This is a genomic window from Variovorax glucosi (assembly GCF_051216695.1).
Classification (GTDB): domain Bacteria; phylum Pseudomonadota; class Gammaproteobacteria; order Burkholderiales; family Burkholderiaceae_C; genus Variovorax.
In genome coordinates, this window is sequence record NZ_JBPJZE010000001.1 from 1,034,495 (window position 1) to 1,054,980 (window position 20,486).

Genomic DNA, 20,486 nt, shown 5'->3' on the forward strand with positions numbered 1-20,486 from the left:
CTTGTCTCGACATATGTTGACGGTGAATGCTCAACCGTCGACCGGAGCCTCCCGTTGACCGGGCAACTCATGCGCCAAGGTAAAGCTCAGGCCGATTGGACCATCGGCGGGGCGGCGCCGGCAATCTGGCGCAACGCGCGCTCGAAGACTTCCACGGGTTGCCCACCGGAAATGAGGTGCTGATTGTTGATGACGACCGCGGGCACGGAGTGAATGCCCGCGCCTGTGTAGAGCTCCTCGCGCTCGCGCACTTCAGCTGCAAACGCCTCGCCAGCCAGGATTTCGCGCGCGCGGTTCACGTCGAGCCCGACTTCGCCGACGATGCGCAACAGCACCTCGTGGTCCGAAGGGTTCTCGCCATCGGTGAAATACGCCTTCAACAGCGCCTTCTTCAACGCGCGCTGCAATGCCACGTCTTCCAGTTCAGCCCAATGCAGCAGCCGATGTGCATCGAAGGTGTTGTAGATACGGCTGCGTGCGCCCGAAGTGAAAGTGAAGCCCACCGACTCGCCCCGCTGGCGTATCGCCTCGCGCGACTGCATTTGCTGCTCGAGCGTCGAGCCGTACTTCTGCTGGATGTGCTCGGTGATGTCCTGGCCTTCGGGCGGCATTTTCGGATTGAGCTCGAAAGGCTGGAAGCGGAGTTCGGCCTGGATGTCGGGCGCGACGTTCTTCAACGCGGTTTCGAGCGCTCCAAGACCGACAGCGCACCACGGGCAGGAGACGTCGGAGACGAAATCGATGGTGAGATGGGTGGTCATGGCTTCAATGATGGCGGCGGTTGCGCGGGTTTCAATCGCATACAAGCATTTCCCCACTGACGGAGGTGTCGGCCCGCGTTGGCCCGCGTTGGCCTGCGTTGGCCTGCGTCGACCTGCATCAGGGCGAATGCGCCATTCCGATCCGCCACGCTTCCGCCATCGACTCCAGAAGATTCTTAGGAATCCGGTCGTCGCCGACTGCTTCGCTCAGCGTCCGCTCCATTGCGTCCGTGATGCGTGCCAGCACGACGGCCGGCTTCGCAACGCCGCAAACGACACTCCCGAACCGAAGCAGTTCCTCGGTCGTCGGATAAGCCTTGGTGTGATGCCTGCCCGCGAACAGTTTCAGCGCCAGCGTCCGGTCTTCCAGTTCCGGCCCGCCCTCGTAGCGGGTGTAGCGATAGATAGACGTGGTGACGACATCGAACATCGGCGCCAGTCGGCAATCGTGGACCGAGGTGTAGAGCACACCGAAGTTCTTGAGGTGCCCGTCGCCGTTGCGGACCATGATGCTGAAGGCGACCTGCTCGAAGAATCGGGCCAGGCTTTCGTCGTCGAGCTGGATGTAACGCAGCAGTTCGGCGACACGCTGGTAGCTGCCCTGGTATTTGCGGTCCGACTGGATGTCTCGCACCCGCAATCCCATGAGCGCGGCGACGTCCTCGAAGCCGAGCCTGCTCCCATCCGGCTCGACATCGAACCGGTCGACCAGGAGCATTTGCCCGTCGTGCGAGAGATCGAAAGTGGGCGTCAGGATTCCGGCGCGCCGTGCCGCGGTCAGGCACAGGAACTCGTTAGCGGCCAGCCCGGGATAGGCCGTGGATGCCGTCTTGACGATGAGGGTCGGCACAGGAATGGTCGGGCGGTCGGGCACCATGATCTTGGGTTGCATTCCCGCGATGCCAGCGCCCGTGCTCAGGTAGGCGCGGACCAGTTCGTCGAAGACCTCGGGTGTGTAGCGCGTTGCCAGCAAGGTTCGACGGTCGATCGGCGCGGCCGGAGCCGGGGCCGGACGGTCGTGCAGCCTGAAATTCAACCGGCCGATGCCATTGGACCCCACCAGCGCGAGCAGGTGCATCGGCGTGAGCTGCTGCTTGGGGAACATCGCGCGTAGGCGCAGATACAGATCGCCTTCCGGCAGGTTCTGGTCCATCACCGCGAACAGGTCGCCATCCTGGTACGTGGGCTGGCTGGGCGGCATCAGCAGCGCGACGGCGGGCTGTTCGATTTCGCTGTCCAGATACCTGAACTCGTAGACCGAATGCTTCAGCAACTGACCGGCACACGCACCGTCGATGTCGACTTCGAGCTGTTTGATCTTTTCAGGCAGCATCGTCGTCGTCCTGTGCAAACCGGCGCTTGACCTCGTCGAGCGTCGGCATGCCGAGGCTTTCCAGGCGAATCGTGAGACTCATCGCTCGCAGGATGTCCATCAGCGAGCCGACCGTGATGTCTTCTCCGCGTTCGAGTCGGTAGAGAACATTGCGCGCCCGACCGGAACGGATTGCGATATCGGTCGCCTTCAATCGCGACGATTTGCGCTCGGCTTTGATGGCTTCGCCAAGTTCAATGGGCAACCTGATTTTGTCCTTCATGCGCCACATAATGCGCTGAAAACGCAGATATGTACATTAAGAAGTACAAATATCAGGTCCGACTTGCCCAGAACGCTCGCTGCATCGCCACCGTCTCCGCAGCAATCTCCGGCACCGGCCCGATCAGTTCGACCGACTTCTGGCAATGGTCGAAAACATAGCGCGAGTCGACGCTCATCGTCGGGTTTTCGGCATGGCTGCCGGTTTCCGCCAGCAACTGTGCTTCGGTCATCCCGAAGACGACGCGGCCGATGTTGGCCCAGTAGGCGGTACCGGCGCACATGCAGCAAGGCTCGACGGCCGTGTAGAGCGTGCAGCTCCAGAGAAACTCCGGTGTGAAGTTGGTGGCGGCAACGCGTGCCAGCGTCGATTCGGCATGGTTGACCGTGTCGATGTTGCATTGCTCCAGAAGCACCGTTTCCTGGTCCGGCCCGACCAGCACTGCACCGAACGGATGATGACCGAGCCCGACGGCGCGTTGTGCGACGGTGTTCGAGCGGCGCAAGTGCCGCAGGATCTGCTCGTGCGTCGGGGTCAGGCCCTGGGGTGGAAAGTTCTGCGGATTCGGGACTGGCGCATCGAACAAGTTCTGCTCCTTCTTCGGTTCCAAGGCGTTTGGATAGACTGCCGGCCTTCATGCTACCGCCCGACCGACCCCCGCTGTTCCCCGTTCCACTCGCACCGGCGGCATTCATGCGCTTTCCGCAGGCGCTGCGCCGCTCGGGGTTCGGACATCTTCTGCATCTGATGGGACAGCCGCTGAAACGCTGGCGCCTCGGTTTCTCCAACTGGAAGATGTCGCGCCCGTATCGCCGCGATCCCGCAACGCCGCTGCTGGACGAAGAACAAGGCTGCATCGTCGCGGTGGGCGATTTCGGCGGCAAGACCGGCCTGTGCCGCGCCGCGAGCTACGAGGCCGCCAAGTTGCGACTGCGGCACCCCGGCCTGATCCTGCTGAGCCTTTCGCCCACCAAAGCCGGCGAGTTGCCCGTCACCGGCAGGAACCTGTCGCAACCGGTGTCGCGGCTTTACCTGTTGTGCCAGCCGAACCGCTACCGACGCGCGCTGCGACTGTTCCGCCCGGACCAGATTGCCGGCGCCCACCGCACCGGCCTCTGGGCGTGGGAAAACGCTGTGTTTCCAGGTTCGTGGCGTTTCGCGCTGCGCATCGTCGACGAGATCTGGACGCCATCGGCGTTTTCGCAGGCGGCAATCAGCGCGGCTTCGTCGCTGCCGGTCGTCGTCGTGCCGCACCATGTCGAGGTCGATCTGACGATCCCGGCGATGCGTCGAACCAAGTTCGACGTACCCGCCGACGCATTTCTGGGCATCGCGATCATGGATATCAAGGCCTGTCCCGAGCGCAAGAATCCGTGGGCGCATGTCGAGGCTTGGCAGAAAGCATTTGGCACCAGCGCCAGCCATGTTCTGCTGATCAAGATGCGCTGCTCGAAATCGACCCGTATCGTGGAAAAAGAGCTTCGGGAAATGATCGGCACGGCCGGCAACATCCGCCTGATCAGGATGGATTTCTCGGATGCAGAGCAGGTCGCGTTCCAGCGCATGGCCGACGTGTATCTGTCGCTGCATCGCGCCGAAGCCTACGGCCTGAACATCCGCGAGTTCCTGGAGATGCGCATTCCGGTTGTTGCCACCCACTGGTCCGCGAACACCGAATACGGCCCCGCATTCCCGCACTACCACGGCGTTCGTGCAGACCTGATTCCCTATCGCGACTGGATGCGGCACTACCCGGACGGCAACTTCAGCTGGGCCGATGCCGATACGGACCACGCCGCGCGCATGCTGCGGGAGGTCGCTTCGGAAAAATCAGTTCAAAGCCGCTTGCCGAACGGCACCTGACCGCGCCAGTAGCGCAGCGTCAGCACGCCGCCGGCGATACCGCCCAGATGTGCGAAATGCGCGACGCCGCTCATGCTGCCGGTGACACCAAGTGTCAATTCGATCACGCCGTAGATCACCACGAAGAGCCAGGCCGGCATCGGGATCGGCGGAATCAGCGGGACGATGGTGCGCTTGGGGAACAGCATCGCGAAACCGGCAAGCAGGCCGAACAGCCCGCCCGACGCACCGATGGTCGGCACATTGCTGCCGCTCCACGAAGCGATCAGCAACTGCGCGAGCGCGCCGCAGAGCACGCTGGCGAAGAAGAACACCAGGAACCGTTTCGCGCCCCAGACCCGCTCCAGTTCCGCGCCGAACATGTAGATGCCGAACATGTTGAAGACCAGATGCGAAATCCCGCCATGCAGGAAGGCGTAGCTGAAGACCTGCCACGGCAGGAAATTGCCCGAGCCCACCGGCCAGAGGGCAAATGCCGCGATGCCGTCCACGCCCATCGACTGCAGGAAGAACACGACGACGCTGGTGAGAATCAGCGCCTGGGTAGCGGGAGGCATCGAAAACATGGGCGGGAAGCTCTTTAAAGGAACGACGACTGAAGTGCCATCTCTGCCAATGGAGCGCTGTCGGCCGCTTTCGTTCCCGTCTCGCCGCACTGCGCGCGATGCCGCAACGCATGCTCCATCACCACCAGCGCCAGCATCGCCTCGGCAATCGGCGTCGCGCGAATGCCGACGCACGGATCGTGGCGCCCCTTGGTCACGACTTCGACCGGCTGGTTGTTGACGTCGATGGATTGGCGCGGGCTGATGATCGAGCTTGTCGGCTTGATCGCAATGCTCACTTCCAGATCCTGCCCGGTGCTGATGCCGCCGAGCACGCCGCCCGAATTGTTGGTGACGAAACCATCCGGCGTGATCGAATCGCCGTGCGTCGTGCCTCGCTGCGTGACGCTGGCGAAACCGGCGCCGATCTCCACGCCCTTGACCGCATTGATGCCCATCATCGCGAAGGCGATGTCGGCATCGAGCTTGTCGTACAGAGGTTCGCCCAAGCCGACCGGCACGTTCGACGCCGTCACGCGGATGCGCGCGCCGCACGAATCGCCGGCCTTGCGCAGCGCATCCATGTAGCTTTCCAGCTGGGAAACATCGGCGACGGGTGCGAAGAACGGGTTGTTCGGAACGTGGCTCCAGTCCTCGAACGGAATGACGACCTCGCCGATCTGCGTCATGCAACCGCGGAACACCACGCCATAGCGCTCGGCCAGCCACTTCTTCGCAACTGCGCCGGCCGCCACCGTGGGTGCGGTCATCCGTGCCGACGAACGCCCGCCGCCGCGCGGATCGCGGATGCCGTACTTCTTGAAGTAGGTGAAGTCCGCATGGCCGGGACGGAACTGCTGCGCGATCTGCCCGTAATCCTTGCTGCGCTGGTCGGTATTCTGGATCAGCAGCGCGATCGGCGTGCCGGTGGTCTTGCCTTCGTAGACGCCGGAAAGAATCTGTACCGTGTCCGGCTCCGCACGCTGCGTGACATGGCGGCTGGTGCCAGGACGCCGGCGGTCGAGATCGGCCTGAATATCGGACTCGGTCAGCGACATTCCGGGCGGACAGCCGTCGATGACGCAGCCGATGGCCGGGCCGTGGGATTCACCGAAGTTGGTGACTGCGAAAAGATTGCCGAAGGTATTGCCGCTCATGGCGCGGGATTATCCGCAAAACCGGGAAAATTCATGGATTCAGCCGATATCAGGACTTCGCCCATGACACCCGACCTTCCCTTCGACCATCCGATGGCGCACGGCTTCGTGCGCCTGGCCGTCGCGGTGCCGCGCAATCGCGTCGCCGATCCGGCATACAACGGCCGCGAGACGGTGCGCATGTACAAAGAAGCCGCCGCAGACGGCGCCGTGCTGATCGCTTTCCCGGAACTCGGACTCTCGGCCTACACCTGCGACGACCTGTTCCATCAGGATGCGCTGCTCGAAGGCTGCGAGGCGGCGTTGCGCGAAGTGATCGAGGCATCGCGCGACGTGAAGACCATCGCCATCGTCGGCCTGCCACTGCGCGTCGACCATCGGCTCTTCAACTGCGCGGCCGTCGTAGCCGGCGGCAAGGTGCTCGGCGTGCTGCCGAAGACCTACCTGCCGAACTACGGCGAGTTCTACGAAGGCCGGCAGTTCAGCGCCGCAGACAGCGCACTTGCCACCGAAATCGACGTCTGCGGCATGCGCGTGCCCTTCGGCGCCGACATCCTGTTCAAGGCGCGCGATTTCCCGCTGCTGACCTTCCACGTCGAAATTTGCGAAGACCTCTGGGTGCCGATTCCGCCGTCGAGCTATGCGGCGCTGGCCGGAGCGACGGTGCTGGTCAACCTGTCGGCATCGAACATCGTGATCGGCAAGGCCGACTACCGGCGAAAGCTGGTCGATCTGCAATCGGCGCGCTGTCTGGCGGCGTATCTTTATTCGTCGGCCGGCATTGGCGAATCGACCACCGACCTCGCCTGGGACGGCCAGTCGCTGATCTACGAAAACGGCGAGATGCTGGCCGAGAGCGAACGCTTCGCCGACGACTCGCACACGATCACCGCCGACGCCGATCTGGCACGCATGGCGCACGAGCGCATGCGCCAGAACTCCTTCGGCGTCTCGGCGCAGCGGCATTCGGCGACGTTGCGCACCTGGCGAACGATCGACTTCGACCTGTCACCAGCCGAAGTGCCGTCGCCGGGCGGATTGCGCCGCACGGTCGAGCGCTTTCCGTACGTGCCGGCCGACCCCGTCACGCTCGACGAGCGCTGCCGCGAAGTCTTCAACATCCAGGTGCAGGCGCTGGTGCAGCGGCTGCAGGCCAGCAACATCGGCAAGGTGGTGATCGGCGTCTCGGGCGGGCTCGATTCGACGCACGCGTTGATGGTTTGCGCGCAGGCAATGGACCGGCTGAAGCGGCCGCGCAGCGACATCCTCGGCTACACGATGCCAGGCTATGCGACCAGCGGCCGCACGCTGCAGCAGGCGCACCAGTTGATGACGGCGATCGGCTGCACGGCGAAGGAAATCGACATCCGCCCGAGTTGCAGGCAGATGCTCGAAGACCTCGGCCATCCGTTCGCCGACGGCAAGCCGCAGTACGACATCACCTTTGAGAACGTGCAGGCCGGCGAGCGCACCAGCCATCTGTTCCGGCTGGCGAATCACAACGGCGCGATCGTGATCGGCACCGGCGACCTGAGCGAGCTGGCGCTCGGCTGGTGCACCTACGGCGTCGGCGATCACATGTCGCACTACAACGTGAACGCCAGCGTGCCGAAGACGCTCATCAAGCACCTGGTGCACTGGGTGGCCGAGGCCGGCATCCTCGATGCGGCGGGCAGCGACACGCTGCGCGCGGTGGTCGCGACCGAAGTCAGCCCGGAGCTCGTGCCGTCGGATGCCCAACAGGAGCAGCCGAGCCAGAAGACCGAGGACACCATCGGGCCGTACGAGCTGCAGGACTTCCATCTCTACTACATCGTCCGCTTCGGATTCCGGCCGTCGAAAGTGGCTTTCCTGGCGCACGCGGCATGGCACGATCGCACGCTCGGCAAGTGGCCCGACATGCTCAACGGCGAGCACAACGCCTATTCGCTCGACGACATCCGCCGCCATCTGCACACCTTCTTGTACCGCTTCTTCAAGACCAGCCAGTTCAAGCGCTCCTGCGTGCCGAACGGTCCGAAAGTCGGCTCCGGCGGCTCGCTTTCTCCGCGCGGCGACTGGCGTGCGCCGAGCGATTCCGAAGCCGAAGTCTGGCTCGCCGACCTCGCCCGCATCCCGACCGGCCGCTGAACGATGCCTACGCACGCCGAACTACCTCCCCTCAACCGCCAGTTCATCGCCCATTTCGGAGAGATGGGCAGCAAGTGGGGCATCAACCGGACCGTTGGTCAGATCTACGCGCTGATCTTCATTTCGCAGCGCGCGCTCAATGCCGACGAGATCGCCGAAGTACTGGCCTTCTCACGCTCGAACGTGAGCATGGGCTTGAAGGAGCTGCAGGCCTGGCGACTGGTGAAGCTGCGCCATCAGCCCGGCGACCGTCGCGAGTATTTCGAGGCACCTGCCGATGTCTGGGAAATTTTCCGAGTGCTGGCCGAGGAGCGTCGCCGCCGCGAGATCGAACCGACGCTGTCGATGCTGCGCATGGCGCTGCTGGAAAGACCGTCGAGCGACGAAGAAAAGCACGCGCAGGAGCGCATGCGCGAGATGCACGGTCTGATCGACCGGCTGATGAAGTGGTTCGACGACGTGCAGCGCCTGGCGCCTGAGACAGCCATGCAGCTGATGGGCATGGGAGCGACGGTGACGAAGGTGCTGGGGTTGAAGGATCGGCTGACGGGTGGGGGAAAAGGCAGAAAAACGGACTCTGGCGTGTAGAATCGTTTCATTGATCGTTTCATCCTTAGGGGTCACGAAACGATTTTCTCCAATGAAATGAGGCCGATTCCGGCCCGAAAGATCGTTTCACCATGGCTGTCGATCCCGTCGCCCTGCTCCGCGCCAACGGCCCGCTTCCGGCAAGCAGGCTGCTCGAGCTCATGGGCGCCAGCCGGCCCACGCTGAGCCGCGCGATTCAGGCTGCCGGCGATGCCGTCTTCGTGCGCGGACGCGCTCGGCGCACGACGTATTCCGCACGCCGGGCACTTCGCGGATCGCTGGAATCTCTCCCGCTGTTCCGCATCGACAAGACTGGCACACCGCATCACATCGCCGATCTCGACCTGATCTATCCGGACGGTACGGCGGCGAATTTCATAGGCGACTTCGGCTGGCCGCTGGACGACCGGATGCGCGATGGTTGGTTCGACGGCTTGCCCTATCCGATGCAGGACATGCGGCCGCAAGGATTTTTGGGCCGCAATTTCGCGCGGCACCATGCGGCGATGCTGCAAGTCAAGGAGGACCCGACGACATGGTCGGACGACGACGTGCTGTACGCGCTGTCGGTCCTTGGGCAGGACGTTCCGGGCGACTTGCTGGTCGGCGCGCAGGCATGCCGGCTGTGGCTGGACAACGTACAGCAAACGAAGGCGGGGATGGCATTGCCAGGCTTGCCGGACTCACGGGTTGCCGAGGCATATCCCAAGTTCGCGGTTCGCGCGCTGGAACTGGGCGTGGCAGGTTCATCGGCCGGTGGCGAGTTTCCGAAGTTCCCCGTTTTGCGGCAACGCAGCGACGGTACGCAGCAACAAGTGTTAGTCAAGTTCTCCGGTTCCGACGACTCGCCCGGCACCCGGCGCTGGGCCGATCTTCTGGTGTGCGAACACCTGGCTGGACGCGCGCTGCAAGAAACCACCGGCATTGGCTGCGCGAACACAAAGATTCATGTCCACGCCGGTCGAACCTTTCTCGAAGTCGAGCGCTTCGACCGTCACGGCGCGCTCGGCCGGTCGCCGATGGTGTCTTGGCTTTCTTTGAACGGCACCTTCGTCGGCGATGCCGGACGGCCGTGGGCGGAAGCCGTGCGACCGCTGGTGCAGAAGGGATGGCTGTCCACAGACGAAGTCGGCCGCATCCTGCGCACATGGCTGTTCGGACAACTCATCGGCAACACCGACATGCACGACGGCAACCTGTCGTTCATACCGGTGACGAATGCCGGCGGCACTGCCTTCGCCGTAGCGCCGATCTACGACATGCTGCCGATGACCTACGCGCCGGTCCGCGGCGTCGAACTGCCTCCGAGAAGCTACGTTCCGCGACTGCCGATGCCGACGGAAGAAGCCGCGTGGCAAGACGCCGCAGCGGCAGCTCTCGTCTTCTGGGCTATGGCTGCCGGCGACGAGCGAATCGGTGCCGGATTCCGCCACACCTGCTCGGACAACGAGGCGCTGCTGAGAAGACTGGTCGAAGGCTGAATATCAGGTGCCGTATCAGGACGCCGGTGCGTCGAGCTTGTCGTGCCGGATGGCGTCGTCTTCCATCAGCTCGTACCACATGGCATTGAGCACGGCGAAGGTGGCTGCCAGCGGCAGGCCGAGGATCCAGGCGAAGTACCACATGATCGATTCCTTTTCTTGGATTCAGTAAGCGTGACCGCGCTTGTCGCGAATGGCTACGGCGTCGACCTTCCCCCACAGCACCTTGTAGACCCAGCCGGTGTAGATGACGATGAGCGGCACGAAGACCGCGGCGACCACCAGCATGATGAAGAGCGTCAGATGGCTCGACGATGAATCCCACACGTTGAGGCTGGCGCGCGGGTCGATGGACGACGGCAGGATGAACGGGAACATCGAAGCCCCGACGCTCAGGATGATGCCGGCAATTCCCAGTGCGCTGAACGAAAGCGCGAACACCTCGCGGCGCAGCCGCAGACCGAGCAACGTGAGCAGCGTGCCGGTAAAGCCGAGCACTGGCGCGGCGAGCGTCCACGGATGCGCCGCGTAGTTCGCGAACCAGGCGCCTGGCGCCACTTCGGCGGTCTTGAGCATCGGGTTGGAGGGGCCGGTCGTCGACAGCGCGCTCGTCACCCGATAGCCGTCGATCCACATCCACAGTGCCAGACCGGCGACCGCATAAAGCACCAGCGTGAGCACCGCCGCGACGCTGCCGATGGCGCGTGCGCGGGCCGCGACCGGGCCGTCGGTCTTCAGCTGCAGCCAGGTCGCGCCGTGCATCGCCAGCATCGTGACCGACACCAGGCCGCAGAGCAGCGCGAACGGGTTGAGCAATCCGAAGAAAGTGCCGTCGTAGAAGATGTGCATGTCTTCGGAGAAGCGGAACGGCACGCCCTGCAGCACGTTGCCGATGGCCACGCCGAAGATCAGCGCAGGCACGATGCCGCAGAAGAACAGCACCGCGTCCCAGCGGCTGCGCCACTTCGCGTCCTCGTGCTTGCTGCGGAACTTGAAGGCCACCGGCCGCAGGATCAGCCCGACGAGGATCACGAACATCGCGAGGTAGAAGCCGGAGAACGACACCGCGTAGAGCTGCGGCCAGGCCGCGAAGATCGCGCCGCCGCCGAGGATCAGCCAGACCTGGTTGCCCTCCCACACCGGGCCGACGCTGTTGATGACGGTGCGACGCTCCAGGTCGGTTCGGCCGGCGAAGGGCAGCAGCATGCCGGCGCCCAGGTCGAAGCCGTCGGTGATGGCGAAGGCGACCAGCAGCACGCCGATCAGCGCCCACCAGACGAGGCGCAGGACGTCGTAGGAAACGAGTTCGTGAAGGACCATGATGGGCTCCGGTTCAGAGTGGGTTCAATTCGGGGGCGGCTTCGGCGCGATAGACGGCCGGCGGCGGCACCGGATGCGCATCGGGGCCCTTGCGGATCGCGCCGATCATCAGCTTCATGCCGATGACGAGAAGCACGGTGTAGATCGCGACGAAGGCGGCAATCGTGATCAGCAGCGTCGTCGCCCCCAGGCTCGACACCGCCACCGCCGTCGGCAGCACGCCTTCGATCACCCACGGCTGGCGGCCGACCTCGGCCACGATCCAGCCCGCTTCGGCTGCGATCCACGGCAGCGGAATCGAGGCCACCGCCACCTTCAGCAGCCACGGATAGGCATCGAGCTTGCGGCGTGCGGACAACACGAAGAACGTGGCCGTCAGCACGATGAAGAACATGCCGAGCGCGACCATGATGCGGAACGACCAGTACAGCGGCGCCACGGCCGGCACCGTGTCCCAGGCGGCCTTGGCGATCTGCGCTTCGGTGGCCTGGCGGGGATCGTCGACATAGCGCTTGAGCAGCAGCGCGTAACCCATCGACCGTCCGTGCGTCTCGAAGGCCTGGCGGGCGGCTTCGGGTATCGCACCGGTGCTGCCGGCTGCGCGGATGGTCTGCAGCGCGTCGTAGGCGACGATGCCGTCGCGGATGTTCTTCTCGGCGCGCTGCACGAGTTCCTCGATGCCGGGGATGACGGTGTCGAGCGAGCGGGTGCCGATGAGACCCATGACGGCGGGAATATGCACCGCATAGTGCGTCTCGCGTGCAGCCTGATCGGGGAAGCCGAACGCGGTGAACGCAGCGGGCGCGGGCTCGGTCTTCCACATCGCCTCGATGGCGGCAAGCTTCATCTTCTGGTGCTCGCTGGAGAGATAGCCGCTCTCGTCGCCGAGCACAACGACCGACAGCGAAGCAGCAAGCCCGAAAGCCGCCGCGACCGTCATCGAACGTTTGGCAAGTTGCACGTTGCGGCCCTTGAGTAGGTAATACGCCGAGACGCCCAGCACGAACATGGCGGCCACCGTGTAGCCGGCCGAAACCGTGTGCACGAACTTGGCCTGCGCGACCGGGTTGGTCAGCACGGCGGCGAAGTCGGTGACTTCCATCCGCATGGTCTGCGGGTTGAATGCCGAGCCGACCGGGTTCTGCATCCAGCCGTTGGCGATCAGAATCCAGAGCGCCGACAGGTTGGAGCCGAGCGCCACGGCCCAGGTCGTCATCAGATGGCCGCGCTTGGAAAGCTTGTCCCAGCCGAAGAAGAACAGGCCGACGAAGGTGGCTTCGAGGAAGAACGCCATGAGCGCCTCGATGGCCAGCGGCGCACCAAAGATGTCGCCGACATAGTGGCTGTAGTAGCTCCAGTTCATGCCGAACTGGAATTCCATGACGATGCCGGTCGCGACGCCCATCGCGAAGTTGATGCCAAACAGCACGCCCCAGAATTTGGTCATGTCGCGCCAGACCGTTCGGCCGGTCATGACGTAGACCGTCTCCATGATCGCGAGGATCACCGACAACCCGATGGTCAGCGGGACGAAGATGAAGTGATACAGCGCCGTGAGGGCGAACTGCAGTCGGGACAGGGCAACGATGTCGAGGTCCATGGTGGTTTCCTTCTTCCTTTTCTCTTTTCAGTCGGGCCGCAGCGCCAGGAGCGCGGCCGTGAATGCGGGGTCGCCGCGATACAGGTCGGCGACGATGCGGCCACCCTCCATGCACAGCAGGCGGTCGGCGGTTTCGGCTTCGCGGCGCAGATGCGTGGCGAAGATCAGCGTGCGGCCGTCGGCCTGCGCTGAAAGACACCGCAGCACGTCGTGCGCGGTTCCGGCGTCCAGCGCTTCGGTCGCTTCGTCGAGCAGCCAGAGCGGCACGTCGCGCAGCAGCAGGCGGGCAAGTGCAAGACGGCGCAACTGGCCGCCCGACAGGCCGAGCCCGCCTTCGCCGAGCGGCGTGTCGAGGCCGCGCGCCGTGTTGCGGATGTCGGCGGCCAGTCCGGCGGCTTCGAGCACGGCCCAGAGCCGCGCATCGTTGGCAGCCGGATCGGCCAGCCGCAGGTTGTCGCGCAGGCTGTCCTGGAACAGCTCGGTGCGTTGCGTGAGCAGGCAGTGCGCCGGCATGCGCGCACGGCCGGCGCGCGGCGCGAGTTCCCCGGCGACGACCGACAGCAGCGTCGACTTGCCGGCGCCGCTGGCACCGATCAGCGCGACGCGTTCGCCGGCGCAGACGGTCAGCGAAATGTCGTGCAGCGCGTCGATTCGGCTGCCGGCGTGAGCGGCGGTGACGCGATCGAAACGGACCGCTGAAGTCGCTTTTTCGGGTGTTATCGGAGCGAAATCGTCCGCCGCCATGCGCGGCGCGAGGCGACGCACGGCCAGCCAGGTCCGACCGGCTTCCAGCGCACCGCGGCGCAGCGCAGCAAAGGGCTCGGTCGCCGTCAATGCGATCAGCAATGCCAGCACCGCGGCCGGCACACCGATGGTGCTTCGCTCGACCAGCAGACCGACGGCCAACAGCACAGCGGTCAACGTCAGCGTGCCAGCCAGACCGAAAGCGAATCCGGCGCTCGTGTCCAGCCGGTTGAGCGCCAGATCGGCACGCGCGAGCCGCGCATCGGCGGCGGCCAGCGCATCGCACTGCGCGCTGAGCCGGCCGGCCATCGCAAGCTCGGTCTGGCCGGCGATCAGGTCCACGGTGCGCTGGCGCAGTGCCTCGATGGCCTGAGCGCGCCGCACGGCTGCCGGGTGCGCGAGGCGCGACACCGTCCAGGCGATGCCCCAGCCGGCGCCGACCAGCCACAGCGCCAGTCCGATGCCCAGCCACAGATGCATCGCGCCGAGCACGATGCCGGCCAGCAGCGCTGCGCCGAGCGCGGCGAATGCGGGAACCATCAGGCGCAGGTAGAGCGATTCGAGCGCGTCGATGTCGGCGGTGAGACGAAACAGCAGCCGTGCCGGACGCGCCAGCAACTGCCGCGCTGCATCGGGCCGGGCCCAGCCGCGGAACAGGCGTTCGCGCAGATCCGCCAGCGCGGTGAAGGTGGCGTCGTGCGTCACCAGCCGCTCGCCGTAGCGCGACGCCGTGCGGCCGAGCGCGAGCAGCCGGATGCCGGCCGAGGGCATGAAGACATCGAACATCAGCGCGGTCGTGGTGCTTGCTCCCGCGATGGCGGTGGCGGTGATGAACCAGCCCGAAAGCCCGAGCAGCGCCATGCCGGCCAGCACCGTGAGCGCAGCCATCGCGGCGCCGAGCGCGAGGCGACGCGGGGCGCTGGAGAGGAACGACTGCAGCACCACGCGCAGTTCCCGCATCCGGCGGTGGCGAGAAGGCAACACGGGCTGCGCAGGCGGCGCAGGTCGCGACGCCGGCTCCCGATCCATCTCGGAAACAGGAATGGGAATGGCGCGGGCGTTCATGCGACAGCCTCCAGACGGATCACGCGGTCCATGCGTGCCGCGAAAACAGGGTCGTGCGTGACCGCGATCAGCGTCTTGCCGCGCGCGAGTTCGATCAGCGCATCGGCGACGCGCCCGGCCGTTTCTGTGTCGAGGTGCGCGGTCGGTTCGTCGACCAGCAGCAGATTCGCGTGCGACGGCGCAGCGATGCGGGCCAGCGCCAGCCGCGCCGCTTCGCCGCCCGACATGCCGCTTCCGCCCTCGCCCAGCGCGACACCGGGATGCGCCTGCGCCACGCTGCCGAGGTCGGCGATGCGCATCGCCGCATCGACCTGCGCGCGGTCGATGCCGGCGCGGCCGAGCGACACGTTGTCCTGCACCGAGCCTGCGAAGACGTGCGGACGCTGGCCCATCCAGCCGATCCGCCGGCGCAGCACAGCGGCCGAGTCGGGCGTCAGATCGACGCCGCCGATCGCGATGTCGCCCGCCGTCGCCGGGACGAGGCCGGCGATCAAACTCAGCAGCGCGGTCTTGCCAGCGCCGCTCGGACCCGTCACCGCGACGTGTTCGCCAGCGGCGATTCGCAGATCGAAGCCGTGGAAGACGGCGGATTCGCCGGCGTGGACGAAATCCAGGCCTCGAATTTCGACGGACGGCGCAACGCCTGACGATGCAACCTCGCCGTGAGCCTGCGCCGGCGCGTCGACCATCCGCAGACCGCCGTCTGAAAGCTGCTCCAGCGCATCGAGCGCCGCCTCGCCCGCGGCGCGGTCGTGCCAAACGGCCGAGAGTTCACGCAGAGGATCGAAGAATGCAGGTGCCAACAACAGCACGAAAAAGCCTTCGCCCAGGCTCAGCGGCCGGCCCCAGGTGCCAAAAGTGAAGGCGCCCAGCAGCGAGAAACCGATGTAAGCGGCAACCATCGCCACGCCCAACGCAGAGAACAGTTCCAGCAAAGCCGACGACAGGAAAGCGATGCGCAGCACGGCCATCGTCCGGCGGCGCAGCGACTGCGCAGATTCGCCCAGCCGACGAGCAGTGACGTCGACCGCGCCGAGAGAGCGCAGCGTCGCCAGGCCGCGCAGACGATCAAGCAGAAACGCGTTCATTCCTCCCAGCTCGACCAATTGCGCCTCGCTCATCGCCTTGGCGCGCCAGCCGACGATGGCCATGAACATCGGGATCAGCGGCGCGGCGATCAGCAGGACCAGCGCGGCCACCCAGGAGAACCAGGCAATGACGGGGATGAAGACCAGCGGCACCAGCATCGCGCGCCGGCGGGCAGGCTGAAAGCGCGCCAGATAGGGCACCAGCGCTTCTGCCTGCTCGGCGAGCACGCTGGCGGCAAGCCCGGAAGCCGGGCGGCTGCTGTCGAGCGGCGACCGTGCGGCCAGAGCCGACACCGCCCGTGCGCGAACAGCGGAAAGCCGCGACCTTGCCGCGCCGAAGACCTGCCGTGAACCCCAGGCTTCGCAGGCGGCCCGCAACACGCCGAGCATCAGGAAACCGATGGCGGGCAGCAAGACCGCGCCGAAACCCAGGCCGTCTCGCAAACCCTGGGTCGCCATCGCGAGAAGCGCGGCCTGAGGCAACCACACCAGGGCAGCGCCGCCTTGAACCCACGCACCAAACCTGACCGACACTGCTGCCGTCGCGCCTGCCACGCCCACGGCAGGTGCGCGCGAGACGGGTGCAGGGAGCGATGCGGAATGGCGGTTCACTTTTTAACTTCTTGAATTTTCAGTATTTACTGAAATTACATGAAGTCTAGCGACTGCGCCTTGTCCTGGATCAAGGAAGTGTGTGAAACCCGCTTGGCGAGGCGGTCAGCTGATTTTTAGATTTGGTGCGTTAGAGCGCCAGCCGCTGGCGCGCCGCCTGGTATTCGCGCTTCAGCTTGTCGATGAACACCGCAGCCGATGTCACTTCCCCGATCGCGCCGATGCCCTGCCCCGAGCCCCAGATGTCCTTCCAAGCCTTGGCCTTGGCACCGTCGCCGCTGGCGAAGTTCATCGTCTTCACGTCGCCTTCGGGCAGGTTCGCCGGGTCCATGCCGGCCGCCACGATGCTCGGCGCGAGATAGTTGCCGTGCACGCCGGTGAAAAGGTTCGAGTAGACGATGTCGTCCGAATCGCCGTCGACGATGGCTTGCTTGTAGGCATCGCTGGCACGCGCTTCCTCGGTCGCGATGAAGGCGGTGCCGATGTACGCGAAGTCCGCGCCCATCGCCTGCGCTGCCAGCACCGCGTCGCCGCTGGCGATGGAGCCCGACAGGGCGATCGGGCCGTCGAACCACTGGCGGATTTCCTGGATCAGCGCGAACGGGCTCTTCACGCCCGCATGCCCGCCAGCGCCTGCCGCAACCGCGATCAGCCCGTCGGCGCCCTTCTCGATCGCCTTCTTCGCAAAGGTGTTGTTGATGATGTCGTGCAGCGTGACGCCGCCATAGCTGTGCACCGCCTCGTTCACGTCGACGCGCGCGCCGAGCGACGTGATGACGATCGGCACCTTGTACTTCACGACCATCGCCATGTCGTGTTCGAGCCGGTCGTTGCTCTTGTGAACGATCTGGTTGATGGCGAACGGCGCGGCCGGCTTGTCGGGATTGGCCTTGTCGTATGCGGCAAGCTCTTCGGTGATCTCGATCAGCCAGTCTTCGAGCTGGGCTGCGGGACGCGCGTTGAGCGCGGGCATCGAACCGACGACGCCGGCCTTGCACTGGGCGATCACCAGCTTGGGCGTGCTGATGATGAACAGCGGCGAACCGATGATCGGCAGCGGCAGGTTCGCGAGCACGGGAGGAAGTTTGGACATGGACCGGTCTCCGTTTTATTTGTTGGTTGTTCTCAGAACGCGTCAAGGGCCATCGCCGTCACACTGTCCGAACCGTCGACGATGCTGTCGCGCACGGCCGGCGCCTTGTTCAGGATGTGCTCCGCGTAGAAGCGCGCGGTCGCGATCTTGGCCTGCATGAACGCGGTTTCGGTGCCGGTCGCAGCGAGCCTCTCGGCGATCAGCAGCGAGCGCGCAATTTGCCAGCCGGCCATGAGATTGCCGGCAAGCATCAGGTACGGCACGCTGCCCGAGAACACGGCGTTCGGCGCCGAGCGCGTCCTGGCTGCAACGAACTCGACCACGTCGACGAAGGCTTCGCGTGCCGCTTTCAGGCGCCTGCATACAGCCAGTGCATCGGCGCTGCCGCTCTCGGTCAGCTCGACCTCGGTCGACGCGATCTGCTGCGCGATGGCCTTGGCCGACTGCCCGCCGTCGCGCGCCGTCTTGCGGCCGACCAGGTCGTTCGCCTGGATGGCCGTCGTGCCTTCGTAGATCGTCAGGATCTTCGCGTCGCGCAGGTACTGAGCCGCGCCGGTCTCCTCGATGAAGCCCATGCCGCCGTGCACCTGCACGCCGAGCGACGCCACTTCGAGGCTCATCTCGGTGCTGTAACCCTTGATCAACGGCACGAGAAATTCGTAGAAGGTCGCGTTCTGCTTGCGCGCGTCGGCATCGGGATGGTGATGCGCCGCGTCGTAGGCCGCTGCGGCGACGCTCGCCATCGCGCGGCAGCCCTCGGTGTACGCGCGCATCGTCATCAGCATGCGACGCACGTCCGGGTGATGGATGATCGGCGCGCTCGCAGGCATCGAACCGTCGACCGGGCGGCTTTGCACCCGATCCCGTGCGTAGGTCACCGCGTGCTGATATGCGCGTTCGGCGATGGCGATGCCCTGCACACCGACCGCGTAGCGCGCCGAATTCATCATGATAAACATGTACTCGAGGCCGCGGTTCTCCTCGCCGACCAGATAGCCGACCGCACCGCCGTTGTCGCCGTACTGCAGCACCGCAGTCGGCGAGGCCTTGATGCCGAGCTTGTGCTCGATGCTCACGCAATGCACGTCGTTGCGCTCTCCGATCGCACCGTTGGCACCCACCATGAACTTCGGCACCACGAACAGGCTGATGCCCTTCACGCCCTCCGGCGCGCCGGTCACGCGAGCCAGCACGAGATGCACGATGTTCTCGGCCATGTCGTGCTCGCCGTAGGTGATGTAGATCTTGGTGCCGAAGACCTTGTAGGTGCCGTCGCCCGCAGGCTCGGCCCGGCTGCGCACCATCGCCAGATCGCTGCCGGCCTGCGGCTCGGTGAGGTTCATGGTGCCGGTCCACTGTCCGCTCACCAGCTTGCCGAGATACGTGGCCTTCAAGTCGTCGGAGCCGGCCGTGAGCAGTGCCTCGATGGCGCCATCGCTCAGCAACGGACACAGCGCAAAGCTCATGTTGGCCGAGTTCAGCATCTCGACGCAGGCAGCGCCGATGGTCTTCGGCAGGCCTTGCCCGCCGAAATCGACCGGATGCTGCAAGCCCTGCCATCCACCCTCGGCGTACTGCGCGAAGGCCTGCCTGAATCCAGGCGTGGTCGTGACCTTGCCGTCCTTGAACGAAGACGGATTGCGGTCGCCTTCGACGTTCAATGGCGCGACGACGTCCTGGTTGAAGCGCGCGCATTCCTCCAGCACCGCCTGCGCGGTTTCAAGCGTGGCATCCTCGAAGCCGGGCAAGCGGGCGATCTCGTCGATGCGCGACAGATGTTCGATGTCGAACAGCATGTCCTTGACGGGTGCGATGTAGTTCATGTCTTGTCTCCAGATGAAAAAAAGGCATCGCGAACGATGCCTCTCTTCTTGCCGTGAGCCTCGAGGCTCATCGGAAAAACGGGCTCAGAGCGACTTGGTCAGTTCCGGCACGGCGACGAACAGATCCGCCACCAGTCCGTAGTCGGCCACCGAGAAGATCGGCGCCTCCTCGTCCTTGTTGATCGCGACGATCACCTTCGAATCCTTCATGCCGGCCAGATGCTGGATCGCGCCCGAGATGCCGGCAGCGATGTAGAGCTGCGGTGCGACGATCTTGCCGGTCTGGCCCACTTGCCAGTCGTTCGGCGCATAGCCCGCATCCACCGCAGCGCGGCTCGCGCCGAGGCCGGCGTTGAGCTTGTCGGCCAGCGGCGCCATGACTTCGGCGAACTTCTCAGAGCTGCCCAGCGCTCGGCCACCCGACACGATGATCTTCGCCGCCGTCAATTCCGGACGTTCGCTCTTGGTGACTTCACGCCCGACGAAGCTCGACTTGCCGCTGTCGGCCACGCCTTCTGCTGTTTCGACGGTGGCGCTGCCGCCGGTTGCCGCAGCCGCGTCGAAGCCGGTGGTGCGCACGGTGATCACCTTGATCGCGTCGCTGCTCTGCACGGTGGCGATGGCGTTGCCAGCGTAGATCGGGCGCTCGAAGGTGTCGGGCGCGTCGACCTTGGTGATGTCGCTGATCTGGGCGACATCCAGCTTGGCTGCGACACGCGGTGCGACGTTCTTGCCGTTGGCGGTCGACGGGAACAGGATGTGGCTGTAGTTCGACGCGATGGCGAGCACCTGAGCGGCGACGTTCTCGGCCAGGTTTTCCGCCAGGCTCGGGCTGTCTGCGACGATCACCTTGCTGACGCCGGCAATCTGCGCGGCGGCATTGCCGGCTTCGGCGGCGTTTGCGCCGGCCACCAGCACGTGCACATCGCCGCTCGCGCAGGCGATGGCCGCAGTCACGGTGTTGAGGGTCGCGGGCTTGACGGTCGCGTGGTCGTGTTCGGCGATAACAAGTACGGTCATG

General features: G+C 65.2%; 18 protein-coding genes. 4 read left to right on the forward strand and 14 right to left on the reverse strand.

Annotated features, from left to right (window positions below):
* Positions 1-86: 86 nt before the first annotated feature.
* From ACSFA3_RS04935 to ACSFA3_RS04950, 4 genes are all read right to left on the reverse strand, one after another.
* On the reverse strand, positions 87-761 hold the full coding sequence (locus ACSFA3_RS04935; protein WP_435504268.1) for a DsbA family oxidoreductase: 675 nt from the start codon (positions 759-761) through the stop codon (positions 87-89).
* 118 nt (positions 762-879) lie between these two features.
* Entirely contained in the window at positions 880-2,094 is a 1,215-nt protein-coding gene (locus ACSFA3_RS04940) for a type II toxin-antitoxin system HipA family toxin (RefSeq protein WP_435504269.1), read from the reverse strand.
* Positions 2,084-2,338, reverse strand: coding sequence for a helix-turn-helix domain-containing protein (locus ACSFA3_RS04945; RefSeq protein ID WP_435504270.1), 255 nt, complete (start codon positions 2,336-2,338; stop codon positions 2,084-2,086). Before ACSFA3_RS04945 ends, ACSFA3_RS04940 begins: the two co-directional genes overlap by 11 nt.
* A 70-nt stretch (positions 2,339-2,408) precedes the next feature.
* Complete coding sequence (locus tag ACSFA3_RS04950; RefSeq protein WP_435504271.1) at positions 2,409-2,966, reverse strand: nucleoside deaminase; 558 nt, start codon at positions 2,964-2,966, stop codon at positions 2,409-2,411.
* Positions 2,967-3,049: 83 nt separating this feature from the next.
* Here ACSFA3_RS04950 and ACSFA3_RS04955 point away from each other — a divergent pair, with 83 nt between their 5' ends.
* Positions 3,050-4,219: a glycosyltransferase gene (locus ACSFA3_RS04955; protein WP_435504272.1), complete on the forward strand. Its 1,170-nt coding sequence runs from the start codon at positions 3,050-3,052 to the stop codon at positions 4,217-4,219.
* On the opposite strand, the gene ACSFA3_RS04960 is transcribed toward ACSFA3_RS04955, so the two are convergent.
* Positions 4,192-4,785: a rhomboid family intramembrane serine protease gene (locus ACSFA3_RS04960; RefSeq protein ID WP_435504273.1), complete on the reverse strand. Its 594-nt coding sequence runs from the start codon at positions 4,783-4,785 to the stop codon at positions 4,192-4,194. The genes ACSFA3_RS04955 and ACSFA3_RS04960 overlap by 28 nt on opposite strands.
* 14 nt (positions 4,786-4,799) lie before the next feature.
* Entirely contained in the window at positions 4,800-5,921 is a 1,122-nt protein-coding gene (aroC, locus tag ACSFA3_RS04965; RefSeq protein WP_435504274.1) for a chorismate synthase, read from the reverse strand.
* A 63-nt stretch (positions 5,922-5,984) separates the two neighbouring features.
* On the opposite strand from aroC, the gene ACSFA3_RS04970 reads away from it, so the two are divergent.
* The 3 genes from ACSFA3_RS04970 to yjjJ all read left to right on the forward strand — a co-directional run bounded on the left by ACSFA3_RS04970 (position 5,985) and on the right by yjjJ (position 10,120).
* Positions 5,985-8,051: an NAD(+) synthase gene (locus ACSFA3_RS04970; protein ID WP_435504275.1), complete on the forward strand. Its 2,067-nt coding sequence runs from the start codon at positions 5,985-5,987 to the stop codon at positions 8,049-8,051.
* Positions 8,052-8,054: 3 nt separating this feature from the next.
* Positions 8,055-8,639: a GbsR/MarR family transcriptional regulator gene (locus ACSFA3_RS04975; protein ID WP_435504276.1), complete on the forward strand. Its 585-nt coding sequence runs from the start codon at positions 8,055-8,057 to the stop codon at positions 8,637-8,639.
* 92 nt (positions 8,640-8,731) lie between these two features.
* Complete coding sequence (gene yjjJ, locus ACSFA3_RS04980; RefSeq protein ID WP_435504277.1) at positions 8,732-10,120, forward strand: type II toxin-antitoxin system HipA family toxin YjjJ; 1,389 nt, start codon at positions 8,732-8,734, stop codon at positions 10,118-10,120.
* 15 nt (positions 10,121-10,135) lie between these two features.
* Here yjjJ and cydX read toward each other — a convergent pair whose 3' ends face one another.
* The 8 genes from cydX to ACSFA3_RS05020 form a co-directional block, all read right to left on the reverse strand.
* Positions 10,136-10,264 (reverse strand): cytochrome bd-I oxidase subunit CydX, encoded by a 129-nt coding sequence (gene cydX / locus ACSFA3_RS04985; RefSeq protein ID WP_435504278.1) that lies wholly within the window; start codon positions 10,262-10,264, stop codon positions 10,136-10,138.
* A 21-nt stretch (positions 10,265-10,285) separates the two neighbouring features.
* Positions 10,286-11,440, reverse strand: coding sequence for a cytochrome d ubiquinol oxidase subunit II (gene cydB / locus ACSFA3_RS04990; RefSeq protein WP_435504279.1), 1,155 nt, complete (start codon positions 11,438-11,440; stop codon positions 10,286-10,288).
* 13 nt (positions 11,441-11,453) lie between these two features.
* The gene (locus ACSFA3_RS04995; RefSeq protein WP_435504280.1) at positions 11,454-13,040 is read right to left on the reverse strand and encodes a cytochrome ubiquinol oxidase subunit I; all 1,587 of its coding nucleotides are present in this window, start codon (positions 13,038-13,040) and stop codon (positions 11,454-11,456) included.
* Between the two features lie 27 nt (positions 13,041-13,067).
* A complete protein-coding gene (locus ACSFA3_RS05000) occupies positions 13,068-14,744 on the reverse strand; it encodes an amino acid ABC transporter ATP-binding/permease protein (protein ID WP_435504960.1) in 1,677 nt (558 codons plus the stop codon).
* Between the two features lie 101 nt (positions 14,745-14,845).
* On the reverse strand, positions 14,846-16,396 hold the full coding sequence (gene cydD, locus ACSFA3_RS05005; protein WP_435504961.1) for a thiol reductant ABC exporter subunit CydD: 1,551 nt from the start codon (positions 16,394-16,396) through the stop codon (positions 14,846-14,848).
* Between the two features lie 283 nt (positions 16,397-16,679).
* Positions 16,680-17,642 carry an NAD(P)H-dependent flavin oxidoreductase gene (locus tag ACSFA3_RS05010; protein ID WP_435504281.1) on the reverse strand — a complete coding sequence of 321 codons (963 nt, stop codon included), beginning with the start codon at positions 17,640-17,642 and terminating at the stop codon, positions 16,680-16,682.
* Between the two features lie 32 nt (positions 17,643-17,674).
* Positions 17,675-19,465, reverse strand: a complete 1,791-nt coding sequence (locus ACSFA3_RS05015) for an acyl-CoA dehydrogenase (protein WP_435504282.1) — start codon at positions 19,463-19,465, stop codon at positions 17,675-17,677.
* Positions 19,466-19,549: 84 nt separating this feature from the next.
* Entirely contained in the window at positions 19,550-20,485 is a 936-nt protein-coding gene (locus ACSFA3_RS05020) for an electron transfer flavoprotein subunit alpha/FixB family protein (protein WP_435504283.1), read from the reverse strand.
* Position 20,486 lies beyond the last annotated feature (1 nt).